The organism is Paraburkholderia susongensis (assembly GCF_900177725.1).
GTDB classification, from domain to species: domain Bacteria; phylum Pseudomonadota; class Gammaproteobacteria; order Burkholderiales; family Burkholderiaceae; genus Paraburkholderia; species Paraburkholderia susongensis.
This window is the reverse complement of the sequence record NZ_FXAT01000003.1, coordinates 755801-773292: the sequence shown is the minus strand read 5'-3', so window position 1 is coordinate 773292 and position 17492 is coordinate 755801. Positions and strand designations below refer to the sequence as shown.

The window sequence follows — 17492 nt, the reverse complement described above, 5'->3', positions numbered from 1 at the left end:
CTGACGGATTGGGCGGCGGTCGTGCCCATTTCCGCTGTCCCGTCACGCACACCGCAGGCAGAGGAAGTGGTGGCTCACAGACGGCACCACACTGAAATCCCTGACGTTATCCCATAGTGCAATGGACCAAGGGGATGCAGAAATGGAAGAAGATGTATTCAATGCTTTCGAGCACCAAGGCTGGGAGAGACTCGCCCAGCCGTACCACGCGTACTACGCGAGCCTGACCGGCCAATCGCACGGCGCACTGCTCGATGCGTTTGATGTCCGACCAGACTCACGCTTTCTCGACGTCGCTTCGGGCCCGGGCTACCTTGCCGCCGCTGCTGCGCAACGAGGGGCCGATGTAACGGGCGTCGATGTCGCCGAGGCGATGGTTGAATACGCAAGAGGCCTTTACCCATCGCTCACATTCCGAGTCGGCAGTGCGGAAGACCTTCCGTTTGCGGACGGGAGTTTCGACGCCGTAGGCATCAGTTTTGGGCTTTTCCATTTCGCGCGTCCCGAGAAGGCGCTCGCTGAGACCTTTCGTATGCTCCGGCCTGGCGGCAGGGTGGCGTTTACCGTTTGGGCTGCGGCCGATAAGGCCATCGGACTTGGCATGGTGCTCAAGGCAATCGAAGCGCACGGTCAGTTGGACGTGGGGCTTCCCGAAGGACCTCCATTTTTCCGTTTCAGCAACTGGTGTGAATGCGAGCGGGTGCTGCTCGACGCGGGCTTCGTAGAGCAGCACGTCCGTCAAGTAGACCAGACATGGCATATTCGTGCGCCGGAAACGCCCCTGCACGCGCTGATGCGCGGCGGAGTGCGCATAGCGGCAGTCCTGAAAGCCCAAACGCCGGACGCCTTCGCTCTGATTGAGAAGGCCGTCATGGAAATCGCAACTGCGTATCGCAACGATGAGGAGTTTCAGGTACCAATGCCGTGTGTTCTCGCCTCTGCGAGGAAGCCCTGAATGGTCGTGTGTAAAGCGATACTCATGAATGCGCTAACCGGAACACTCCGAGCATCTCGGGGTGTTTGGCGAGCGTCCCCGTCTGGACGCAAAGCCTGCATTTTAACTACGTTGCTCCACCGCGTTGTAGCTGTCGATGCTCGACTTTGTCCGCCAGTAGCCGTCGCATTGTGGCCAGTAACATTGCGCCATCTACGGGCTTTCGAAGGAACCCATCGTAACTAATGAAGGCCGGCGGGCTAGGTTCTCCGGAGACCAATATGAAAGCAACGTCGGCCAAGCCCGGGAGAGTGCGCAATCGGTGACAGAGTTCGCTCCCCGACATCACCGGCATGCGCCAGTCGGCGACCACAATATCGACAGGGGATTCGATGAACAATGCCAATGCTGATTGGCCGTCGCTCGCACTTTTGACTTCAAATCCGTCTGCGATGCAGTTCGCCTCCCATGCCGCAAGGGTTTCCGCGTCGTCATCAACCAGCAGCACGCTTGTCATATCCAAATGTCCGAGCTACCACTTGTCCTTTGGCAACTAAATGCTAGCTAAAGTTTCATGCGGTCCGTCATCCAAGTCGCATACCCGTTGAGCTCTCCTTACTTCGGAGAATGCGTATCATGGGAGCAGGAAATGGAGGCGTCTATGTGCTACTCGGCTCAAATTCTGGCGGACTACCGGAAATACGTACGAATGTTCGGCGCTCACATGAGCCTTCGGGAGTTCGCCCAGCTGTACTTTGAGCGCGCAGAGGGCAGCAAGGCAAAGATACCAAAAGGGATGGATGACGCATTCCTGAATCCGACATCGGAAGAGGAGCGCGAAATCAAAGCGCTCATCGATGAGTTTAACGCCCAACAGACGTCGAAGTTCGAGCAGGACCTCTTTAAACAGCGCAAGCGACTGGCCGACGCAGAACGCACGCTACAAACGAAGGTCACGAAGGCGGCCACCGAAAGCCAACGAATTGCCACCGACAAAATCGCGTGGACACTCGGCAAACTCGAGGACATCCAACGGGCGGAGCCCCAGCCGCGCGATTCGCGCATTTTTCCCGGGCACTATGCGCCGGTCATGGTGATGGAAGATGGTCAACGCGTCATTAAGCCCATGCGCTACCAATGCCGCATTGCTGGAAGACCGGCCGCTTTTGACGACAAATATCCGGGAACATACATGGCACGCATCGATAATCTCGAGGGTTTTTGGAAGCCGCTTTTTGGCTGCTCACACGGCATCCTGGTAGCCAGCGCGTTTTACGAGAACGTCAGCCGCGCCAAGATGGAAGGACGTGAGCTTGCTGAAAATGAGAAAGACGAGAACGTTATTTTAGAGTTCCGACCGAACCCTGCGCATGACATGCTTGTTGCCTGTTTATGGTCGCGCTGGAGCGCGCCCGGTGAGCCGGACCTCCTGTCTTTTGCTGCCATAACAGATGAGCCGCCCCCCGAAATTGCTGCAGCGGGACATGACCGGTGCATTATTCCTATCAAGTCGGAAAACATTGATGCATGGTTAAACCCGGATGCGTCCGACTTGGCGGCCTTGTACGCAATACTTGATGACAGGGACCGCCCATACTACGAGCACCGGCTAGCTGCGTGACCGCTCGCCCGGACCTCGATTACACCTCGCGCTCAGCGCCCGTGCAACGTGGACTAGCGAGGTGGTTGAACAGTATCACCTCCAACGCGCCGGAAGCTCTTGGCCCCTGGGCTGCTTGAGCTGGACGCAGAACGGGCGTCACGCGCGTCCTTGCCAATAGTCTCGAACTGGGCAGCAAAATCGGGATGCCGCTCGTTGAGCCAGTGAGACACATGCTCATTGTTCACAAGCGTCGCCACGTACGCTGCCGATACCGTGAGATGTAGGTGTTCTATGCCATACCTCTCATCAGTTTGCGCCACCGTAGCCTGGAGCGTAGCCAGTTCGCGTTCGAGGTTGGCGAGCTGCGTCATCATCTCGGTTTCTGATTTTTTTCGAGTACCGGGATTCTGTTCGAGTTGGTCCGGCGGTGTCGCGGCCACAATGGCACGTGCGAAAGCGGAAGTGAAATTTCCCTGGCCGCACATGAGCTCCACCGCCTGCAACTGCCGTAGTGGCTTCATTCGCTTCAGGGTATTGAAGGTCGTCGCCGGACAGGCTTTGTCTGCGAGCAAGGTCGCCGCCTCGCGGGATATTCCGTCCAGCAGCTCCGCCCGGCGCTTCACAGTGTTGATGTCGACTCCCAGTACCAGGGCAATCCGCTCTCGTGGAACGCCACGTTCGATTGCTTTGGCAATCATGCGCGCGTCCTGCTCCGATGTCAGTCGGCTTATATGCTTGTTGTAGGTGTACGCTTCATCGTCAGTCGCGACAAGACACAAGACCTCTGTGGAATTCAGGCGACGAACAGCTTCCACTCTCAACCGACCATCGAGAATCCGGAACCTGCTTTCGTCATCTGCGATGCGCGCCACAACTACAGGTTCGACAAGACCAACAGTAGAGATGGATGCCAGAATCTGCAGGAACTTCCTGCTCGAAGTGACATTGTTGGGCAGGTGCCGTGATGAAACCAACGCATCCAGCTGTAGCATTATCGGCTGGCGCTCAAATGCGGCCTTGAGGGGCTGCCCTGTTATCTGGACCATGATTGTGCCTCCGCCCTGATACGCTGGTCGAGTACGCGAGGAAGCGTTGTGAGCCCCTCCCGTTCGAGAAGGCCGACGAAGCCTTCTTCGCGCATCAGCTGACGCAGGGCATGAACAATGAACAGCAACTGCGCGTGTGTAACCTCGACTTTCTTTGCAAGCACCCTTTGCCGGTCACTTTCCCGCATATACAGTCGACGTAACTGCTCGGGAGCCAGTTCGCGAGACCGAGGGGCGCCAGTTCCTTTAAAAACAGGCAGCATCTTGCCTCCTGACCTGTTGCGGCGGTCAAGCAGTTTACGGACAACCGCAAGCTGTCGCCCTTTCAACGTCCCGTCTTCGTAAGCGTCAACCAGTGCGCATTGCACCTCTGTGTCATCGGCGCGCGCGATTTGCATCGCGATAGCTATGGGGATGCTCCCGGCCTCGACGGCTGCTATAAGCCGCTCTTCCCCACGGTCGAGGAGAAACATCAGGCTTTCCAGATAAGCTACAGACAAGCCTACCTTCTCTGCAATGAGGTTGTCCGTGTACCCGATTGTCCTGAGGCTTTGAATGTCCCTGAGTAACTCCATGGTGGAATGGTTCCGTCTCGCGATATTTTCGACGAGACTTTTAAGGAGAGACTCATCTTCAGCGCTGTCGATAACGTGTGCGGGAATGGTGTCATGGCCGAGAGCCTGGACTGCTTCGAGTCGACCCTGGCCGCAAACCAGGTCGAACGCAGCCGTATCGTCGGAGCACGCCCGATGGCTTACGGTTATCGGTTTTTTCAACCCCACCGCCGCAATGCTGTCGATAAGCGCCTGCTTTTGACGCCTGCTGCGGGTCCGGGGATTAAGTACCCGAATCTGGCGAATCTGGATGTCTGCGATTGGAATGAGGGGATTGGCTTCCATCGAATGCCTCCATGCGAGTCCGCGCTGTCAGTTCAAGCAGAATCCTCTCGTCGGGGAACCGGAACATTTCGAAAGGTTCGCTACTGCCGCTGCGGATGGACAGCGAGAAATCGTAACCGGGCACTAGACTGCCTCGAGGAAAAATATAAAAATCAATTGGAGTCTTGAACGCGGAGTCCAATCTCAATATGACGAGAAGGTCGGGCGACGAGTAGGTTGGCCAACGAACTCCCCAGCGCGGGCGATGACGGTCATAATAGAGAATCGGGCGAACGGCGAATCTGATGACCAGTTCATCATCTACACGAATGGTAGTTTCGTCCGCGGAGATGTCCACGCGGTGGCCCAGACCCGTCAGGGCGCTGATGGTCTTACCCATACATTCTCGCTGGGCGGCCCTTGAGGCCCGAAAGACTTCAGGACCCACGATGTGATAAGTCGGCTCGTATCCGATTAGCGCGTACGCGTTCCTGATGCCGCCGAATCGTAGGGAATAAGTTTTTCCTGAGGGTAGTGTCCGGGCCTTGTCGATTTCCTCGGTGCTCACAACATCAGCGGAGTGCACAAAGTCGCTCAATCTTTTCAGAATCTCATCGTCGCTGAGGTTCTGTGTCCTGTTCGCCCGGATTCTCTCAGCGGCGTCGAACATCACTCGGTCAACTAGAGGTGGAAACGCGCCCTCTGAACGAGCCCACTCGGCAGGCGGATTCTTATGCCAGTTAGCATTGAGCTTCTTGGATGTCCTGGCGTAGACATTTGTACCCACATATTTTTCACCGCTCAGAATGCCGGTAATGTTTTGCGCCCTCCACGGACGACCGTTAGCATTGCACATTCCGAAAGCGTTGAGCCGGTCCGCAATCCGTTTGCACCCAACTCGCTGACTAACGTACCAATCGTACATGCGACGCACAAGCGCCACTTCGCGTTCGTCACCAGGAATCACGATAACTCTGTCTGTCTGGATGCATTTTTGCTCCCGATGGTGCAGAGGGCCTTTGACATTCCCATCCGAGTCGACCAGTATTCGCTGCAGGCCATATCCCGGAGCCGCACCTTGCCAAAAACCTCGCTCAGCAAGTCTGTATTGGCCGATGAAAACCTTGCGGGATAGCTCACGACTGTATTCTCCGGCCATCGCGCGCTTGAGCGTTTTCATCAACGTCGCCACAGCGCCGCCGTCGTACGAGAAGATTTCTGCGCAATACACAACCTGTACGCCGGCCTGCCGGCACAGGTATTCGTAGTGTGCACTCTCATCGGTATCCTGAAAGCGGCCCCAACGACTGACGTCGTACACAAGCACTAGGCTGAAGGCATGTGTAGGAGCCTGCGCATCCTGAAGTAGCTGGAGCAGAGCTGGTCTGCCTTTGAGTGTCACACCGCTTTTCCCTGCGTCCTCGTACGTGGCGATGATGGATATTCCCTGTATTGCGGCGAACTCAGCGATAGCCAGCTTCTGGTTTTCGGTTGAGTACTGCTGGTAGTCCGTAGACATCCGCACATATTGCGCTGCGAGCCTGCCAGCAAGGGACGTCAATATTCCATCCGCTTGCGGCATTCGCGTCTCCTGTCTTGCGTGGTAATTAGTGATAGGTCTGTGGTCGCCCAAGTCAAGGAAGATAGATGTCGGCGCGCCAACGTTTGAGTTAGGGTCTCAACCGCGTGACCCACTGGTGCGCCAAGTGGACTCAAAAAGAAAATTCACACGCTGGTCACGCCCCTAATGTGCCTGCCGCGTATGTGGTTACAGACATGAAGTTGAACCTAGCTGGACGGTTGGTAGCCTGCGACAGGAGAAAAAGACGAGGACGTGGTTTTAGAGTTCAGCACGACCAGCACATGACATCCTGGTCGCTTGACTTTGGTTGCGGTGGTCGGCACTGGGCGAGCCAGATTCGTTGTTCTTTGCCGCAGTACGAACCAGTGCTGCCGCTGGCCATGACCGCTGTATCATCCCCATTGAGTCTACTGATTGCGTTAAAGCGTGAAGAATCCACTCAACCTCGACCTACGGGCACGAGCCGAACTGCTTGCCTATCTTGTTTCGTCGCACCTGCTTGCGAAACAATTGACGGGTGACTGGCTTTCGCCCGACCACGTCGTGGAGTCCACGACCTTGTGGTTAGACACAAATTGTGGGGGCGCTGATGTCATGCAGCGGGTCATGCTGTCGAGTCGCGCCTTGGAACTGGCCCGACAGTTGGAGATGACACCGCTGCCCGCTTTTTCGCGACAGACGTTTACCACGCTGTTTTGTGAGAACTTGAGTTTGGACTTCCGTTCGGAAACAGCGCGGACCATCTACCAGCACTGCCTAACCTACCTTGTTGGTACGCGGTGGTCTTGACGGGTATGGATGCCTGCGGGTGGGCGTCTACCTGATTTGCCTTTGCGCGATATTGCGGGGCTAGCAGCCGGAGAGTAAGGAAGCCGCATTGGACGCCCTGGCTCAATTGCAAAGTCTGCCGCCTTCGCCAGGCGGTCGAGCACGATGGCGAACTCTTGGTGGTGCGAGTAGAGCCAAGTTGTAACCACTTCGTTCCGCATCCAGCCCCGAACGTAACTGGCGGCAAGTGCCAGATGAAACAGGTCATCGTCGTAATGCGAGCGCAGCTCTGCGGCTTCGAGTTGCATTTGAACAAGCCCTCGTTCCATCCTGGCCAGTCTGACTGCGCAATGAGGATGTGACTGTCTTCCCCGTGCATCATCCGACCTCTCACTGGATGGCGTCGCTGCCAGTAGGGCCCGAGCGAAATCTCCGCTGAGGTTGTCCACGGCGACCATCGTCTGGGTAGTTGCAACCTGACGGGCCGGGGTCATCCGCGCAAGCGTCGCGACCGTCCGTTTCGGAAGCGTTTGCCCGGCGACCATAGCAAACGCTTCCTCACAAATTTCGGGTGGTCTTTCGTACCCGGCCCGGGCCGCGTTCGAACGACGGATGAACCTCGCAGGTCGAGCTTGTGTCATCAGCGTCGCTCCATGAGCCGTTGATGAAGGAGCTTCGGTATCGAGGTGAACCCCTGGGCGCGTAACAGCGCCACGAAGGCTGTGTCCGAGAGTAGCTCCAGCAAGACCTTTGTTGTCAGAGCCATCTCACCGTGCGTCGCTTGCATGTGTTTGATTGCAGTCCGCTGCCGCGAGCGCTCCAGCTTGAAGACGTCTTTGGCCTTCGTCTCCGGTGTTGCGCGTCCGTTGGGGCGTCTGCGCTCATGTTGAAGCGTTAGCGAGTCTGATTCGCTATCCCGCAGCGGCAAGTTTTGCTCAATGCCGGAGGTGCTGAGGCTTGGGCGATTCTGACGCGTCACAGGAGACTCTCCTTGGGTGTCGTGGTCGCTAACACTTCAAGAGGGATGCTCTCCGCGATATCGAGCAAACGTAACAAATCCGATTGCTCATATGCCTTGAAATGCGATTGGCCGTGTCGATGGACTACCGTGTATGCCCCCGGAACGAGGCTTCCACGCGGGAAGATGTGGAAGTCGAGCAACTCCGAATCCGCGCGCTCTATACGACCATATATAAGGAAATCTATGGGGAAGCAGTCTGGCCATCGCGCGACCCAGTAAGGGATGTTGCCGTCGATAAGCCATGAACTGCGAACAACAAGCTTCAACCTCAACGAACCGTCGACACACATGGTGTCTGTGTGCTTTTCGTACCGCACCTCGTGGCCCAGCTTCTGCAAAACGTCGATGGTTACATCAGCGACCCGCTTCTCCATGCGGCGCTCGACAGAGCGGTTTTCCGAGCGGGCTGGGTCCAGATTCGGAGCGTAGCCTATAGCCTTGTATGCATCGTTCAGGCTTCCAAACTCTCGCATTACCTGCTCGACGGACGGCGCGCTGCGGTAATGCCTCAGTGTCGCCTGACTGAGCTTGCCGGCTCGTTTGATGACTTTGTGCAGACCATCCGTAATCTCATCCCTCGTGGGTCTACGCCGGGCTCGCTCCAATTTCTGCTGAACGGCAGCGAAGATGCGTTTGTCGACGACAGGCTCAAACGCTCCAGGGACACGAATCCACTCCTGTTTTGGGACACGCTTCCACGGACTGGTCAGCTTGGAGGTGGTACGACTGTAGACGTTGGTACCAATGTACATCTCGTTGCGGAGGATGTTCAGAATGTTCTGGCCTTGCCATGGTCGCCCGAAGCCGTTGCAAACCCCGAAATCGTTAAGGCGCCTTGCTATTGCGGCCCCGGTGACTGGTTGTGTCGCGTACCACTCGAAAATCTTTCGAACCATCGCCGCTTCGCCAGCGGATGCCGGGGCGATGATGACGCGGTCAGTCTGAACACTTTTGTATTCGTACCTGTCGAGGGGGTGCCGGACGTGACGGTCTGCGTCGAGAAGGACGCGGTGTAATCCGTAGCCGGGTGGACCGCCCGTATGAAAGCCGCGCTCAGCATTGAGACAGTGCCCCAGGAAAACCTTGCGGGACATTTCTCGACTGAATTCGGCAGCCATGGCCCGTTTCAGTGCCTTTAACACTGACGTCGCCGGGCTTCGGTCGTTCTCAAAAGGCTCGGCCACATATACGACATCGACTCCAGCACGCCGACAGGCATATTCATAAAACGCAGCCTCGTCGACATCCTGAAATCGGCCCCACCGACTGACGTCGTACACAAGCACAGTAGTGAACTTGCGCTGTGGGCTATCGACGTCCATCAGCAACTGTATAAGTGCCGGACGCCCTCGCAGGGTCAAACCACTGATGCCGGCATCTTCGTAATCGCGCACGATGCGGAAGTGATGGGCAACCGCGTAGGCGGCGATAGCTTGTCTCTGGAAGACTGGGGAGTATTCCTGGTGGTCCGTAGACATGCGGATGTACTGCGCGGCACGGACAGGCACAGGTGGACTTGCTCGTCGACTCCGTGCGGAAGGCATGTGACATGTCCGATGGCAGCACAAGCAAGTAGTAGCGTTTCCGCAGAAGAAGTCAAGGTGAGTCGAGCCCGGCGACTGACAAGACCGCTTGGGTTGTGAGCGCGTGCCCCGCGGCCGGGCTTTGCTGGCAGGTTGAACGAATAAACCGCCTCGCAGCGATTAACGGCATCCTCGCAGCCTTGCGAATCGCTCCCCGCCTTTTTGGGAGTGTCCTCGCCTTGTCGAGACGCCGATGCTCGACCCCAATTTAAACCAGCCCGAGGCGAAGCAGGCATTCTTAGCGCCAGACTGATAGTTCAATTGCGGCTGTCATCTCAGGCTGGGCTGACGGCGCCTCTCGCGTTGCTTGCACACGATGCGCTCGCAGCAAACCGTATGGTTTGGTAGCATTTGAGGGCGACCCCGTCTACACGTGCAGCTTCTGCAATGGTTGCTGTTCAACCAAGTACGCATCGCACCGAGAACCACTAGACCAATTACCAATAAGACATGCCGCTCAAACTGCGGCAGAAAATAAAGATGTTATCTACAACTCCCAGCGACTTGCCCGGTTATCGACGGGCAATGCTCAGTGCATACAGCTTCGAAACGTTCGTTATTGAACTCCTGCGTGTTCATGCGGAGAGCCAAGCGAAACCGTTTGACTCCAGAGCGAAGTTCCGCACCGGCGCACCCAGAGAGATTTTCATGCCGGATGGATTCGCTCCCCAAGGTTTCGACGACTTCCACGGCCCAGTTATCGTGGAGTGTTACCTGTCGCTCTCGCGTCAGAATTTTTCGCGAAAGCTTAACTTGCTGCAGGGAGTTGCCAGGGCTGCACTAAGCCACGCAGAGGTGCGTCCACCCGTGACGCTCCTCTTCATCACTGACCAACTGGTGGACCTTGACGAGTTTGAGCCGATAGTCCGGTCCTCCGGCAAGGACGATAGCGCTATCGAGGTAGTGATATGGGGAAAAGCAGAGTTAAACCAGGTTAGCGGTCAACATCCAGAGGTGTCCGAACACATCGTTGGTAACTTGCTCAGCATGCGCGTCAGAAGCGTTTTAAAGAATAAGGAACCAGACTGGCGAACTGAGAGAGGCTCAAGGGTCTCGAAATTAGCCGAGCGATTTTCGACTGGGCAGTTTTCCCTTTTTCTTGGCGCAGGTGTGTCGAGTAGTGCGGGCATGCCCGACTGGAACAGCTTATTGAACGCCCTGTTCGTAACTTATCTGACGGAGGATGTTGAGGCGAAAAACGACGGCGCCGCACAGTCGATTCTTGAACTGGTCAAACGGATGAATGCGCTTGACGGTCCTTCAGCCCTGGTATCAGCCAGGTATTTGCGAAAAGGTATCGCTGGGAACAGTGCTGACGGTCGCGATTTTACGGGTGCAATCCGCAAGGCCTTATACGGACTGAGGAAGCAGAATTGGCTAATCGATTCACCATTGATAAGAGTTCTGGTTGAATTATGTATACCGCGACGTTCGGGCGCATTGGTGCGGTCGGTCATCACATACAATTTTGACGATTTATTTGAACGCCAGTTGCAAGCGAAGTCTATTCCGCACAAGGCAGTCTATTCGCAGACCGCGTCGGTTGAAGTGGACGACCTACCTGTCTATCACGTACATGGATTCATTCCGGAGAAAGCTTCGCCTTACGATGGACTCGACGACGCCACCTTGGTGTTCGCCGAGGAGGGTTACCACCAGATTTATACGGACGCATACCACTGGTCGAATCTGGTACAGCTGAGTGCGCTTCGGGATTCGACCTGCTTGATGGTTGGCCTGTCGATGGCTGACCCGAATCTACGCCGGCTGCTGGAAATATCGAATCGGGGCGTGAATGAACCGCGCCACTTTGCGTTCATGAAGAGAATGACCGTCGACAGCTTCGTTTATGACGAAGTAGACAATGGGAAAAAGAAGCAAATACTGCCAGACCTGGATGCTGCAGAGACATTCCTCGAAAATCACCATGCTCTCACGGAGGTACTGATGAACGAGCTTGGTGTGACAGTGCTGTGGTATGAAGGCTATGACGAGATTCCTACGATATTGAATGAGGTCGGATTCCCAGCGCGCGCAAAATAGTAGACGCCCTCGGCCTCGTATCACCGAAACAGTGGTAGCTCCGAAGTCACGAAGACTTAAGCAAGATGTTTGTACTGACATGCCATTTCGGGCACATCGGTTGAAGTTTGGGCTCATCGGCGAAAAAAACTGAGTAGAGCACGTAATTCGGGGTGCCCCAAGGGCGTCGACGCGCGAATATTTAACGCTAGTTTCGTGCGCTTGCGCCGGGCGATGGACCGGATTGCTTGGGCGCAATCGGTTCTGGAAACAATGAGGCCGCAGGGGGCGGAAGGCGGAGAGACGGCGAAGTTCGCCGAAGCGAGGGTGCGAATGCGGATGGGGGAAGCGGTGGAGTTGCGGGCAAAGGGAGGGGCCGGAAGATTATCCGGTCGGGGCAGTGGCGGAGGCCACGGGCGCTCGCATTGAACTCTGAGAACGATGGGATGGTCTTCAGCAATTGCATAACACCTAGAGCCCGTGGGCAAATTGGCCGCCAGCCGCTGACGCGCGACAGCGGTGAACCATAATCTCCCATTTCGAACCACCATTGCTCTTCGACGCTCTTACCGGCAGGATAAACGCACACCAACCCGGCCGCACGGTCGTCTAGCTTGACGAGGCCGCATTCATCAGTAGGCTTGGTGGGCAATCCCCGCCTGCCCCGAAAGACGTTGAGGACGAGGCTACGTGGTCAAACAACGAGCATGAGACAGCAATTACATGGCGCTTACGACGGCCTAACCGTCGCCAGTCGTGTGCCTGCGAACGGGTCCCGACTCCAGTCAATTGCCGGACGTCCAGGGCTAGCCGACGTTGACGACTTCCCAACAGCAAAGTGCGCCAGTGACTGCCCGGCGCTGGTCGCTTGCCTCAGCCACTGAGGAATATCGCCCTTGCCATCCCATGTGTCGCCGAAAGCACTGCGATATCGCGCCGACTTTTGGCGCGCCCTTTCTTCCGCAATTGCCGCCGCGACGTCACCCACTTTGATGCCAACCTTCGCCATCTTGTTGCGCAGGTATGCAATCATACTTTGGCGTTTTTGCTCATCCATGTCGGTTTCCCCTTCGAAGTTCCAACCTCGTAGCGGTCTCGTGTCGTCTCGCCGACGCGCCTGCCACTAGGTGATTCGGACATGCGAAGTATCCTGTTGAGAAAGACTGCCGTCGATGTGCGATTCCTGAAAACAGTGTTGCAGCTAGACTGACAAAACCGGCTGGCCCGTCTGTTGCAACTGGTTTGGGATAGGGTGCGCCGAGACCGTGCCGTTTCAGTTTCCGACAAAACGTTCGGTAACTGACGCCAAACTTCCTGACGGGGAGGTTGCCATCGGTGTCGGCGTGACGCTATTAACGACACGCCGAGCGGCGATGCTGAGGAACCAGCGAGCCACTCCCGACGTGGCTTTTCCAGAACGGTATATGGACCGTAAATGTGAAAATGTCAGGCCTGACGGCGTAGCGTTTGACGAGACAGGCGTGCGGCAATGATGCCACCCATTGCGCCACCGAGATGACTCTGCCACGACACCCCCGGGTAAATGGGCAGCAGGCCGAACAGCAGGCTCAGTCCGTAGCTGGTGACCATGAACAGGGCGGCCAGAATCGAGAGGACGCCACGCGTGTAGAAGCCGCGTGCGACGACATATCCTGCGTATCCGAACACCACGCCGCTCGCGCCGATGTGTACGGAATAAGGCTCGCCCAGCAGCCATGCGCACAATCCCGCGCCGAGGATGGCCCCGGCGGTCGCCTGCCAGAAATTTGCGATACGCGGCCACATCGTAAGCCAACCGAGCACCAGCAGACCGCCCGTGTTGGCAGTGATGTGCCACAGGCCGGCGTGCAACCACGGTGCAAACAGGACGCCCTGCAAACCGTCCAGTGTGCGCGGAACAACGCCGTGACGGTTCAGATGCAGGAAAGGCATCGACACCGACAGAAAGAACACCGCCCACATCGAACCGACAAAAAGGGCGAGCAGCGCAATCCGCGCCTTGAACTGGTCGACGAAAGAACCAACGGCTCGCGATGGGGCGGTTGAAACACCGGGTTGCGACATGTCCAACTCTCCCAGGGGTGGTATGGGTGGGTACCCATTGGGAAGTGCAGCGCGCTTATGCAGCGGCTGCCGCAGCGCTGGTTCCATTCATTGGACGTGAATGAGTCGACCTACGGCTGTGGAGCGGCGTTCCTCGGGAACGGCCTTCCCATGTCAAGTACAAGGAATGTCATAATGATTTCGCGAGACTCAATGGTATAGAAAGCCTTAAAGCCAATAGGAGACGTGTCGTTGTCGGGCAGGTCTTCGGTGCGCTGATAGTCGATGCCATCGGGCGGACTAGCGCACATCGTCTTCAGATGCCTAATGATGCCTGTACGGTTCGCGCCGCGCGAATAGGTAATGTGGAAGAAAAATCGACAATTTCCGTATTTGAACAGCTTTCTAAAATGTGACGTCAGGTTAGTGGTCTCGACTGACTCGACAGTGAGCGCCTCAAGTACCGCGAGTTCCACTGTACCTTTGCTGATTACAATGTCGCGCTCGCCAACTCCACCGGATTCGGCCACACCCCCGCGTGGTTGGTCTTGCACTGCCCACTGTGCGATGAGAAGCCGTGAAAGAAGAAGTTGCTTGAGTACTCCTGATATGTTGTCCTCTAAACGCAGCATGCCGAGGCCTTCCATCATCGGCGCGACAGCTACAAGGCTGGCGCATGCTCCCCGAACTTGTTCCAACAAATACAGGTCAATACGACCGCGCTCCTGGAGAACTTGTGCCTGCTCTTCGTGACCAAGCCTGGAAAACGCTTCGAACGCGTGACGCAGCCCTGGAACCGGGTCGTCATCGACTGCAAGACTTGGGACAGTCGAATAGGGGCGATGTTCGTCAATGTTGCCCCTGACCGCAGCTAGGAATTCGATGCGACCAAAGACTCGCTCGACATCAGTAAGAGCCGTAAGAGCTTGACTCTTACTTCCCAATCTCGCCATGGCCAGAGCGCCGAAGCCTTCAAAGTATGCGTCGTATCCGGCCTCTCTCATTTGCAACGACACTTCGAGTGCCTCTCGCGTGAGGCCGGTCGCCAGCATCAGCATGATGCGATTGACGTTGAACGGCTTTAGGTCACGCACCGAGTGCTGAATCAGAGGCAGGACATCTCGCTCTGCTTCGCTCAGGTACTGCTTGGCTTCGACGAGGCCACTCCCTGAAAGTAGCCTGAATGTGTCGTTGTTCAAGAGCCTGTGCACTCGACTGACAAAGAGATTGATTGTGTACGCCACCACGTTGGGATGTCGTTGGCTCAGTCGGGCAAATGTCGCTTCGGCGCCTGCAAAATCGCCTCCCTCTTTCTTTAGCTCGGCTAGCGCACAATAAAACGCAAGCGCATCGACTGCTTCGTTCCTCTCGGCAGGAGACAGGTCCGTTGGTAAGACATATGCTGATAGCCCCGTCCAATCAGAACGCATAGTCAGCATTCCAAGCTCGACTCGTAACCTTGCTATCTCTCGACCCTGTACGCGTCCCAAGGTAATGGCATCGCGCTCGACCGCACTGAAGGCCTCAGCCAATTCAGTCAAACCTGCTGCAAGGAGTGCGTTGACTCTCGCTTGCAGAGCCGGGAGACTTCCCACCTTCGAGGACGAACTCGGCGTTAAAGTTTGTAGATGACGCGCAATCTGCTCATTGTGGCTTGCCGGCGTGTTCGCAGCAATCTCAGCCAACACAGCAGGCTCCTCAACTTGACATAGTTGGGTGACGAGTGTTTGCAAGAGGTTGCCCTCGAGCCTTCGTAGTGCGGCCGCCAAGTCGAGCGAAATGGAAGGTTCGTCGGGGCGTAGAACCCCGGACGTTAGCGAAACGTTGAAAACGTCAATCCGGTAGCGCTCGCTATGGTCAATTGCTCCAGCTTGTACAGCGCGCGACAGCGCGTCGACGAGGTCACTCGGCACCACGGACGGCCATGCGGCGATAGCGCGCGAAAGCACGTAGATGTGCAACCTGATGCGGAGAATTAGTTGGTGACGAAATGCGAACTGCTCGCTCGCGTCCGCAGGAGTCTCTCTCGACCAGGCTGTGACGTCGATTGCGTTGAGGAATCTTTGGCGTAGCTGCGCGTCGCATCGCAGCGCGAGCTGGCACAGGAAGCACGAACTTCTGGAGTCCAATTGACCAAATTGCAATCGACTAGCTTTGGGAAGTACCACCTCAAGATACAGCATTGGCAATTCTGATGGCTCCGCCAGTTCGACGACGTCATCTTCGGAAGCCATGTCTAGCACAGCAAAAAAAAATTCTATGGGACTCGCTTCAACCCGTACTTTGGTTAGCAGCGTGCGAAACACCTGGACTTTTAGTTCTGGGGCAGCCGCACTAAGCTCGCCACGAAGCAACGACAACATTTCTCGGCGGTGAAACGATTGAGCAGGGTCCAAACTCAGCTTGTAGATTTCAACGAACAACGCAGCCAAGTCGCACGCAGGTATCCGTGCAGCTTCGATGTGGCTCCCCAGAACAGCAAGCGCATCTTCGAAAGCAAACAACTCGGTCGCTTGATTGGCATGAGACTGGAACGCGCGGTTCCATCCTCCGCCGTTGTATTGCCATCCTGCTATGAGAAGACAGGCCAAGGCACACGTTGACGGCGACATAAGCATGTCAGCAAGCATCACCGGCGTGCTCGTGGCCACCATAACAAGTTGCACGAACAGGATAGGTCGCTCGACGACCAAGTCCAACAGACGTATCGCCAATGCCTTGGGGTCGAAAGCGGACTCGCGCAGCTCGTTTGTTAGCATCGCCATCAGGCTGCTGCCTCGCGCGAACGCGAAGTCGCGGAACGCGGATTGTGCGGCGTGCCTTTCCGTCCACCGAAGTCTTTCAATCGTAGATACCGGCGGGGCAGGTAAAATGGCGTCCGCTTGCTCAGCGCGGTGCGGATACAAGAGGCGTAAGGGTGCGACCGCGAAGGCACGCAAATCATCCCAACTGGGCGATACAGATGGCCGTGCAAGCACATCTAGGGTCGCGTCGATGAAGGCTTCGAACTCGGTCGATTCTAATTGGCGACTGAGTGCAAACGTAGGCGCTCCCAAACAACGCCAACAATCGACCCAATGACCAATGCGTCGTTCTGAGTCCGCTCGTGGCGCCTGAGGCGCACGTGACGAGGTATCCCAGATTCGCGCCGCAATCCACGCAGGCGATATGCAAGCTATCTCGGAAGGACGACGCGTGCCGGCGACGACTTCATTTGCGTATTCCAGTAGCGAATCGCCGGGGAGGTAGTCGCTAGCGAGAGCAAACGCTTCGACGCCAAGCGCCTCCAGCATGGCCTTGAAGGCCGCTACCTTCGGCTCTTGACTTCGCCAGATAACTGTCCAAACCTCACCGGAGATGAGAACCCTATCCCATGCGATATGAATCCAGCGCTTCTCGACCAGCTCGTCGAAGGAGGGAGATGAGGAAAGTGCCGCAAGGCTCGGTGAGTCGGAGGTGATTCTTATCGAAATGCCCGGGGCTGGCTGCTCGCGTTCTTGTTTAGTTCCATCGCCAAGTTCGGCGTCAGTAGAGCCGAGGTTCTTTGTATCAGAGGAGTTTGTTGACACCAGACTTATATCGTTCGGTGGCGCTGGCGACGAAGCATCAAGCGCGTTTCCCAAGTTTGTCGGCGTTACGACATTGAGTTTCTCGCCATGAACTTCGTGCTCTTGCGTATCGCGAGACGCCAACTGCTTTTCGAGGGTTTGCTGATATACCGCGCGCGCGTGCGAAACATCGTCGCCGGGTAGGAAGATAAGGTTTTGATAAAAGTCGATGAGTACGGAGTCGAAAACCGGCGGTTGCACCGCAGTGTTTAGGCGTCCGGTTGGAGCATTGTTTGTGGGCAAGAATCGCTGCAACCTTTCTCGCAGCAACTTTCGCGTTTCAGCCGGTACGTGAATGCTTTCAATTCGTCTCATCCTACTTGCCCCAATATCCTCGATATGTGTCAGTTTGCGTCTGTAGACCTCTGAAGGTCTTCTATACCGCTTCTTCTGCAGGATTGGCT

Annotated in this window: 13 protein-coding genes and 1 pseudogene; 4 read left to right on the top strand and 10 right to left on the bottom strand. The window is 56.4% G+C overall.

Annotation, left to right across the window (positions count from 1 at the left end; genetic code table 11):
- The first annotated feature begins 121 nt into the window (after positions 1-121).
- Positions 122-955 (top strand): class I SAM-dependent methyltransferase, encoded by an 834-nt coding sequence (locus tag B9Z01_RS12520; protein WP_420814661.1) that lies wholly within the window; start codon positions 122-124, stop codon positions 953-955.
- A gap of 106 nt (positions 956-1061) precedes the next feature.
- Here the strand turns inward: B9Z01_RS12520 and B9Z01_RS12515 are convergent, their stop codons facing one another.
- Positions 1062-1451, bottom strand: a complete 390-nt coding sequence (locus tag B9Z01_RS12515) for a response regulator (protein ID WP_085483324.1) — start codon at positions 1449-1451, stop codon at positions 1062-1064.
- Between the two features lie 144 nt (positions 1452-1595).
- On the opposite strand from B9Z01_RS12515, the gene B9Z01_RS12510 reads away from it, so the two are divergent.
- Complete coding sequence (locus B9Z01_RS12510) at positions 1596-2555, top strand: SOS response-associated peptidase family protein (protein ID WP_085483322.1); 960 nt, start codon at positions 1596-1598, stop codon at positions 2553-2555.
- A 53-nt stretch (positions 2556-2608) separates the two neighbouring features.
- Here B9Z01_RS12510 and B9Z01_RS12505 read toward each other — a convergent pair whose 3' ends face one another.
- Genes B9Z01_RS12505 through B9Z01_RS12495 form a run of 3 tightly spaced genes read right to left on the bottom strand, consistent with a single transcriptional unit; the run spans position 2609 to position 6043 of the window.
- Complete coding sequence (locus B9Z01_RS12505; RefSeq protein ID WP_085483320.1) at positions 2609-3583, bottom strand: plasmid partitioning protein RepB C-terminal domain-containing protein; 975 nt, start codon at positions 3581-3583, stop codon at positions 2609-2611.
- Entirely contained in the window at positions 3571-4482 is a 912-nt protein-coding gene (locus B9Z01_RS12500; RefSeq protein WP_085483318.1) for a ParB/RepB/Spo0J family partition protein, read from the bottom strand. Before B9Z01_RS12500 ends, B9Z01_RS12505 begins: the two co-directional genes overlap by 13 nt.
- On the bottom strand, positions 4421-6043 hold the full coding sequence (locus tag B9Z01_RS12495; protein ID WP_085483316.1) for a recombinase family protein: 1623 nt from the start codon (positions 6041-6043) through the stop codon (positions 4421-4423). The genes B9Z01_RS12500 and B9Z01_RS12495 overlap by 62 nt, the downstream gene beginning before the upstream one ends.
- A gap of 228 nt (positions 6044-6271) precedes the next feature.
- Between B9Z01_RS12495 and B9Z01_RS37055 the strand changes: the two are divergent.
- Positions 6272-6449: pseudogene (locus tag B9Z01_RS37055) on the top strand (SOS response-associated peptidase family protein); the annotation flags it as partial.
- A gap of 355 nt (positions 6450-6804) precedes the next feature.
- Here the strand turns inward: B9Z01_RS37055 and B9Z01_RS36890 are convergent.
- The 3 genes from B9Z01_RS36890 to B9Z01_RS12480 are packed head-to-tail and all read right to left on the bottom strand — an operon-like array spanning position 6805 to position 9376.
- On the bottom strand, positions 6805-7452 hold the full coding sequence (locus B9Z01_RS36890) for a plasmid partitioning protein RepB C-terminal domain-containing protein (RefSeq protein ID WP_420814660.1): 648 nt from the start codon (positions 7450-7452) through the stop codon (positions 6805-6807).
- Positions 7452-7790, bottom strand: coding sequence for a hypothetical protein (locus tag B9Z01_RS12485; RefSeq protein ID WP_085483311.1), 339 nt, complete (start codon positions 7788-7790; stop codon positions 7452-7454). Before B9Z01_RS12485 ends, B9Z01_RS36890 begins: the two co-directional genes overlap by 1 nt.
- Positions 7787-9376: a recombinase family protein gene (locus tag B9Z01_RS12480; RefSeq protein ID WP_275937500.1), complete on the bottom strand. Its 1590-nt coding sequence runs from the start codon at positions 9374-9376 to the stop codon at positions 7787-7789. The genes B9Z01_RS12485 and B9Z01_RS12480 overlap by 4 nt, the downstream gene beginning before the upstream one ends.
- 489 nt (positions 9377-9865) lie before the next feature.
- Here B9Z01_RS12480 and B9Z01_RS12475 point away from each other — a divergent pair, with 489 nt between their 5' ends.
- Positions 9866-11458, top strand: coding sequence for an SIR2 family protein (locus B9Z01_RS12475; RefSeq protein WP_085483309.1), 1593 nt, complete (start codon positions 9866-9868; stop codon positions 11456-11458).
- A gap of 709 nt (positions 11459-12167) precedes the next feature.
- Here B9Z01_RS12475 and B9Z01_RS12470 read toward each other — a convergent pair.
- The 3 genes from B9Z01_RS12470 to B9Z01_RS12460 all read right to left on the bottom strand — a co-directional run bounded on the left by B9Z01_RS12470 (position 12168) and on the right by B9Z01_RS12460 (position 17331).
- A complete protein-coding gene (locus B9Z01_RS12470; RefSeq protein ID WP_085483308.1) occupies positions 12168-12494 on the bottom strand; it encodes an H-NS family nucleoid-associated regulatory protein in 327 nt (108 codons plus the stop codon).
- A gap of 389 nt (positions 12495-12883) precedes the next feature.
- Entirely contained in the window at positions 12884-13501 is a 618-nt protein-coding gene (locus B9Z01_RS12465) for a rhomboid family intramembrane serine protease (RefSeq protein WP_085483306.1), read from the bottom strand.
- 110 nt (positions 13502-13611) lie between these two features.
- On the bottom strand, positions 13612-17331 hold the full coding sequence (locus tag B9Z01_RS12460; protein ID WP_143808902.1) for a hypothetical protein: 3720 nt from the start codon (positions 17329-17331) through the stop codon (positions 13612-13614).
- Positions 17332-17492: the final 161 nt, after the last annotated feature.

What these genes read in the sequence shown, in the direction of transcription:
- B9Z01_RS12475 (WP_085483309.1), top strand. Translation starts at nt 9,866, where the DNA reads ATGCCGCTCAAACTGCGGCAGAAAATAAAGATGTTATCTACAACTCCC.
- B9Z01_RS12510 (WP_085483322.1), top strand. Translation starts at nt 1,596, where the DNA reads ATGTGCTACTCGGCTCAAATTCTGGCGGACTACCGGAAATACGTACGA.
- B9Z01_RS12500 (WP_085483318.1), bottom strand. Translation starts at nt 4,482, where the DNA reads ATGGAAGCCAATCCCCTCATTCCAATCGCAGACATCCAGATTCGCCAG.
- B9Z01_RS12465 (WP_085483306.1), bottom strand. Translation starts at nt 13,501, where the DNA reads ATGTCGCAACCCGGTGTTTCAACCGCCCCATCGCGAGCCGTTGGTTCT.
- B9Z01_RS12520 (WP_420814661.1), top strand. Translation starts at nt 122, where the DNA reads ATGGACCAAGGGGATGCAGAAATGGAAGAAGATGTATTCAATGCTTTC.
- B9Z01_RS36890 (WP_420814660.1), bottom strand. Translation starts at nt 7,452, where the DNA reads ATGACACAAGCTCGACCTGCGAGGTTCATCCGTCGTTCGAACGCGGCC.
- B9Z01_RS12470 (WP_085483308.1), bottom strand. Translation starts at nt 12,494, where the DNA reads ATGGATGAGCAAAAACGCCAAAGTATGATTGCATACCTGCGCAACAAG.
- B9Z01_RS12495 (WP_085483316.1), bottom strand. Translation starts at nt 6,043, where the DNA reads ATGCCGCAAGCGGATGGAATATTGACGTCCCTTGCTGGCAGGCTCGCA.
- B9Z01_RS12480 (WP_275937500.1), bottom strand. Translation starts at nt 9,376, where the DNA reads ATGCCTTCCGCACGGAGTCGACGAGCAAGTCCACCTGTGCCTGTCCGT.
- B9Z01_RS12515 (WP_085483324.1), bottom strand. Translation starts at nt 1,451, where the DNA reads ATGACAAGCGTGCTGCTGGTTGATGACGACGCGGAAACCCTTGCGGCA.
- B9Z01_RS12505 (WP_085483320.1), bottom strand. Translation starts at nt 3,583, where the DNA reads ATGGTCCAGATAACAGGGCAGCCCCTCAAGGCCGCATTTGAGCGCCAG.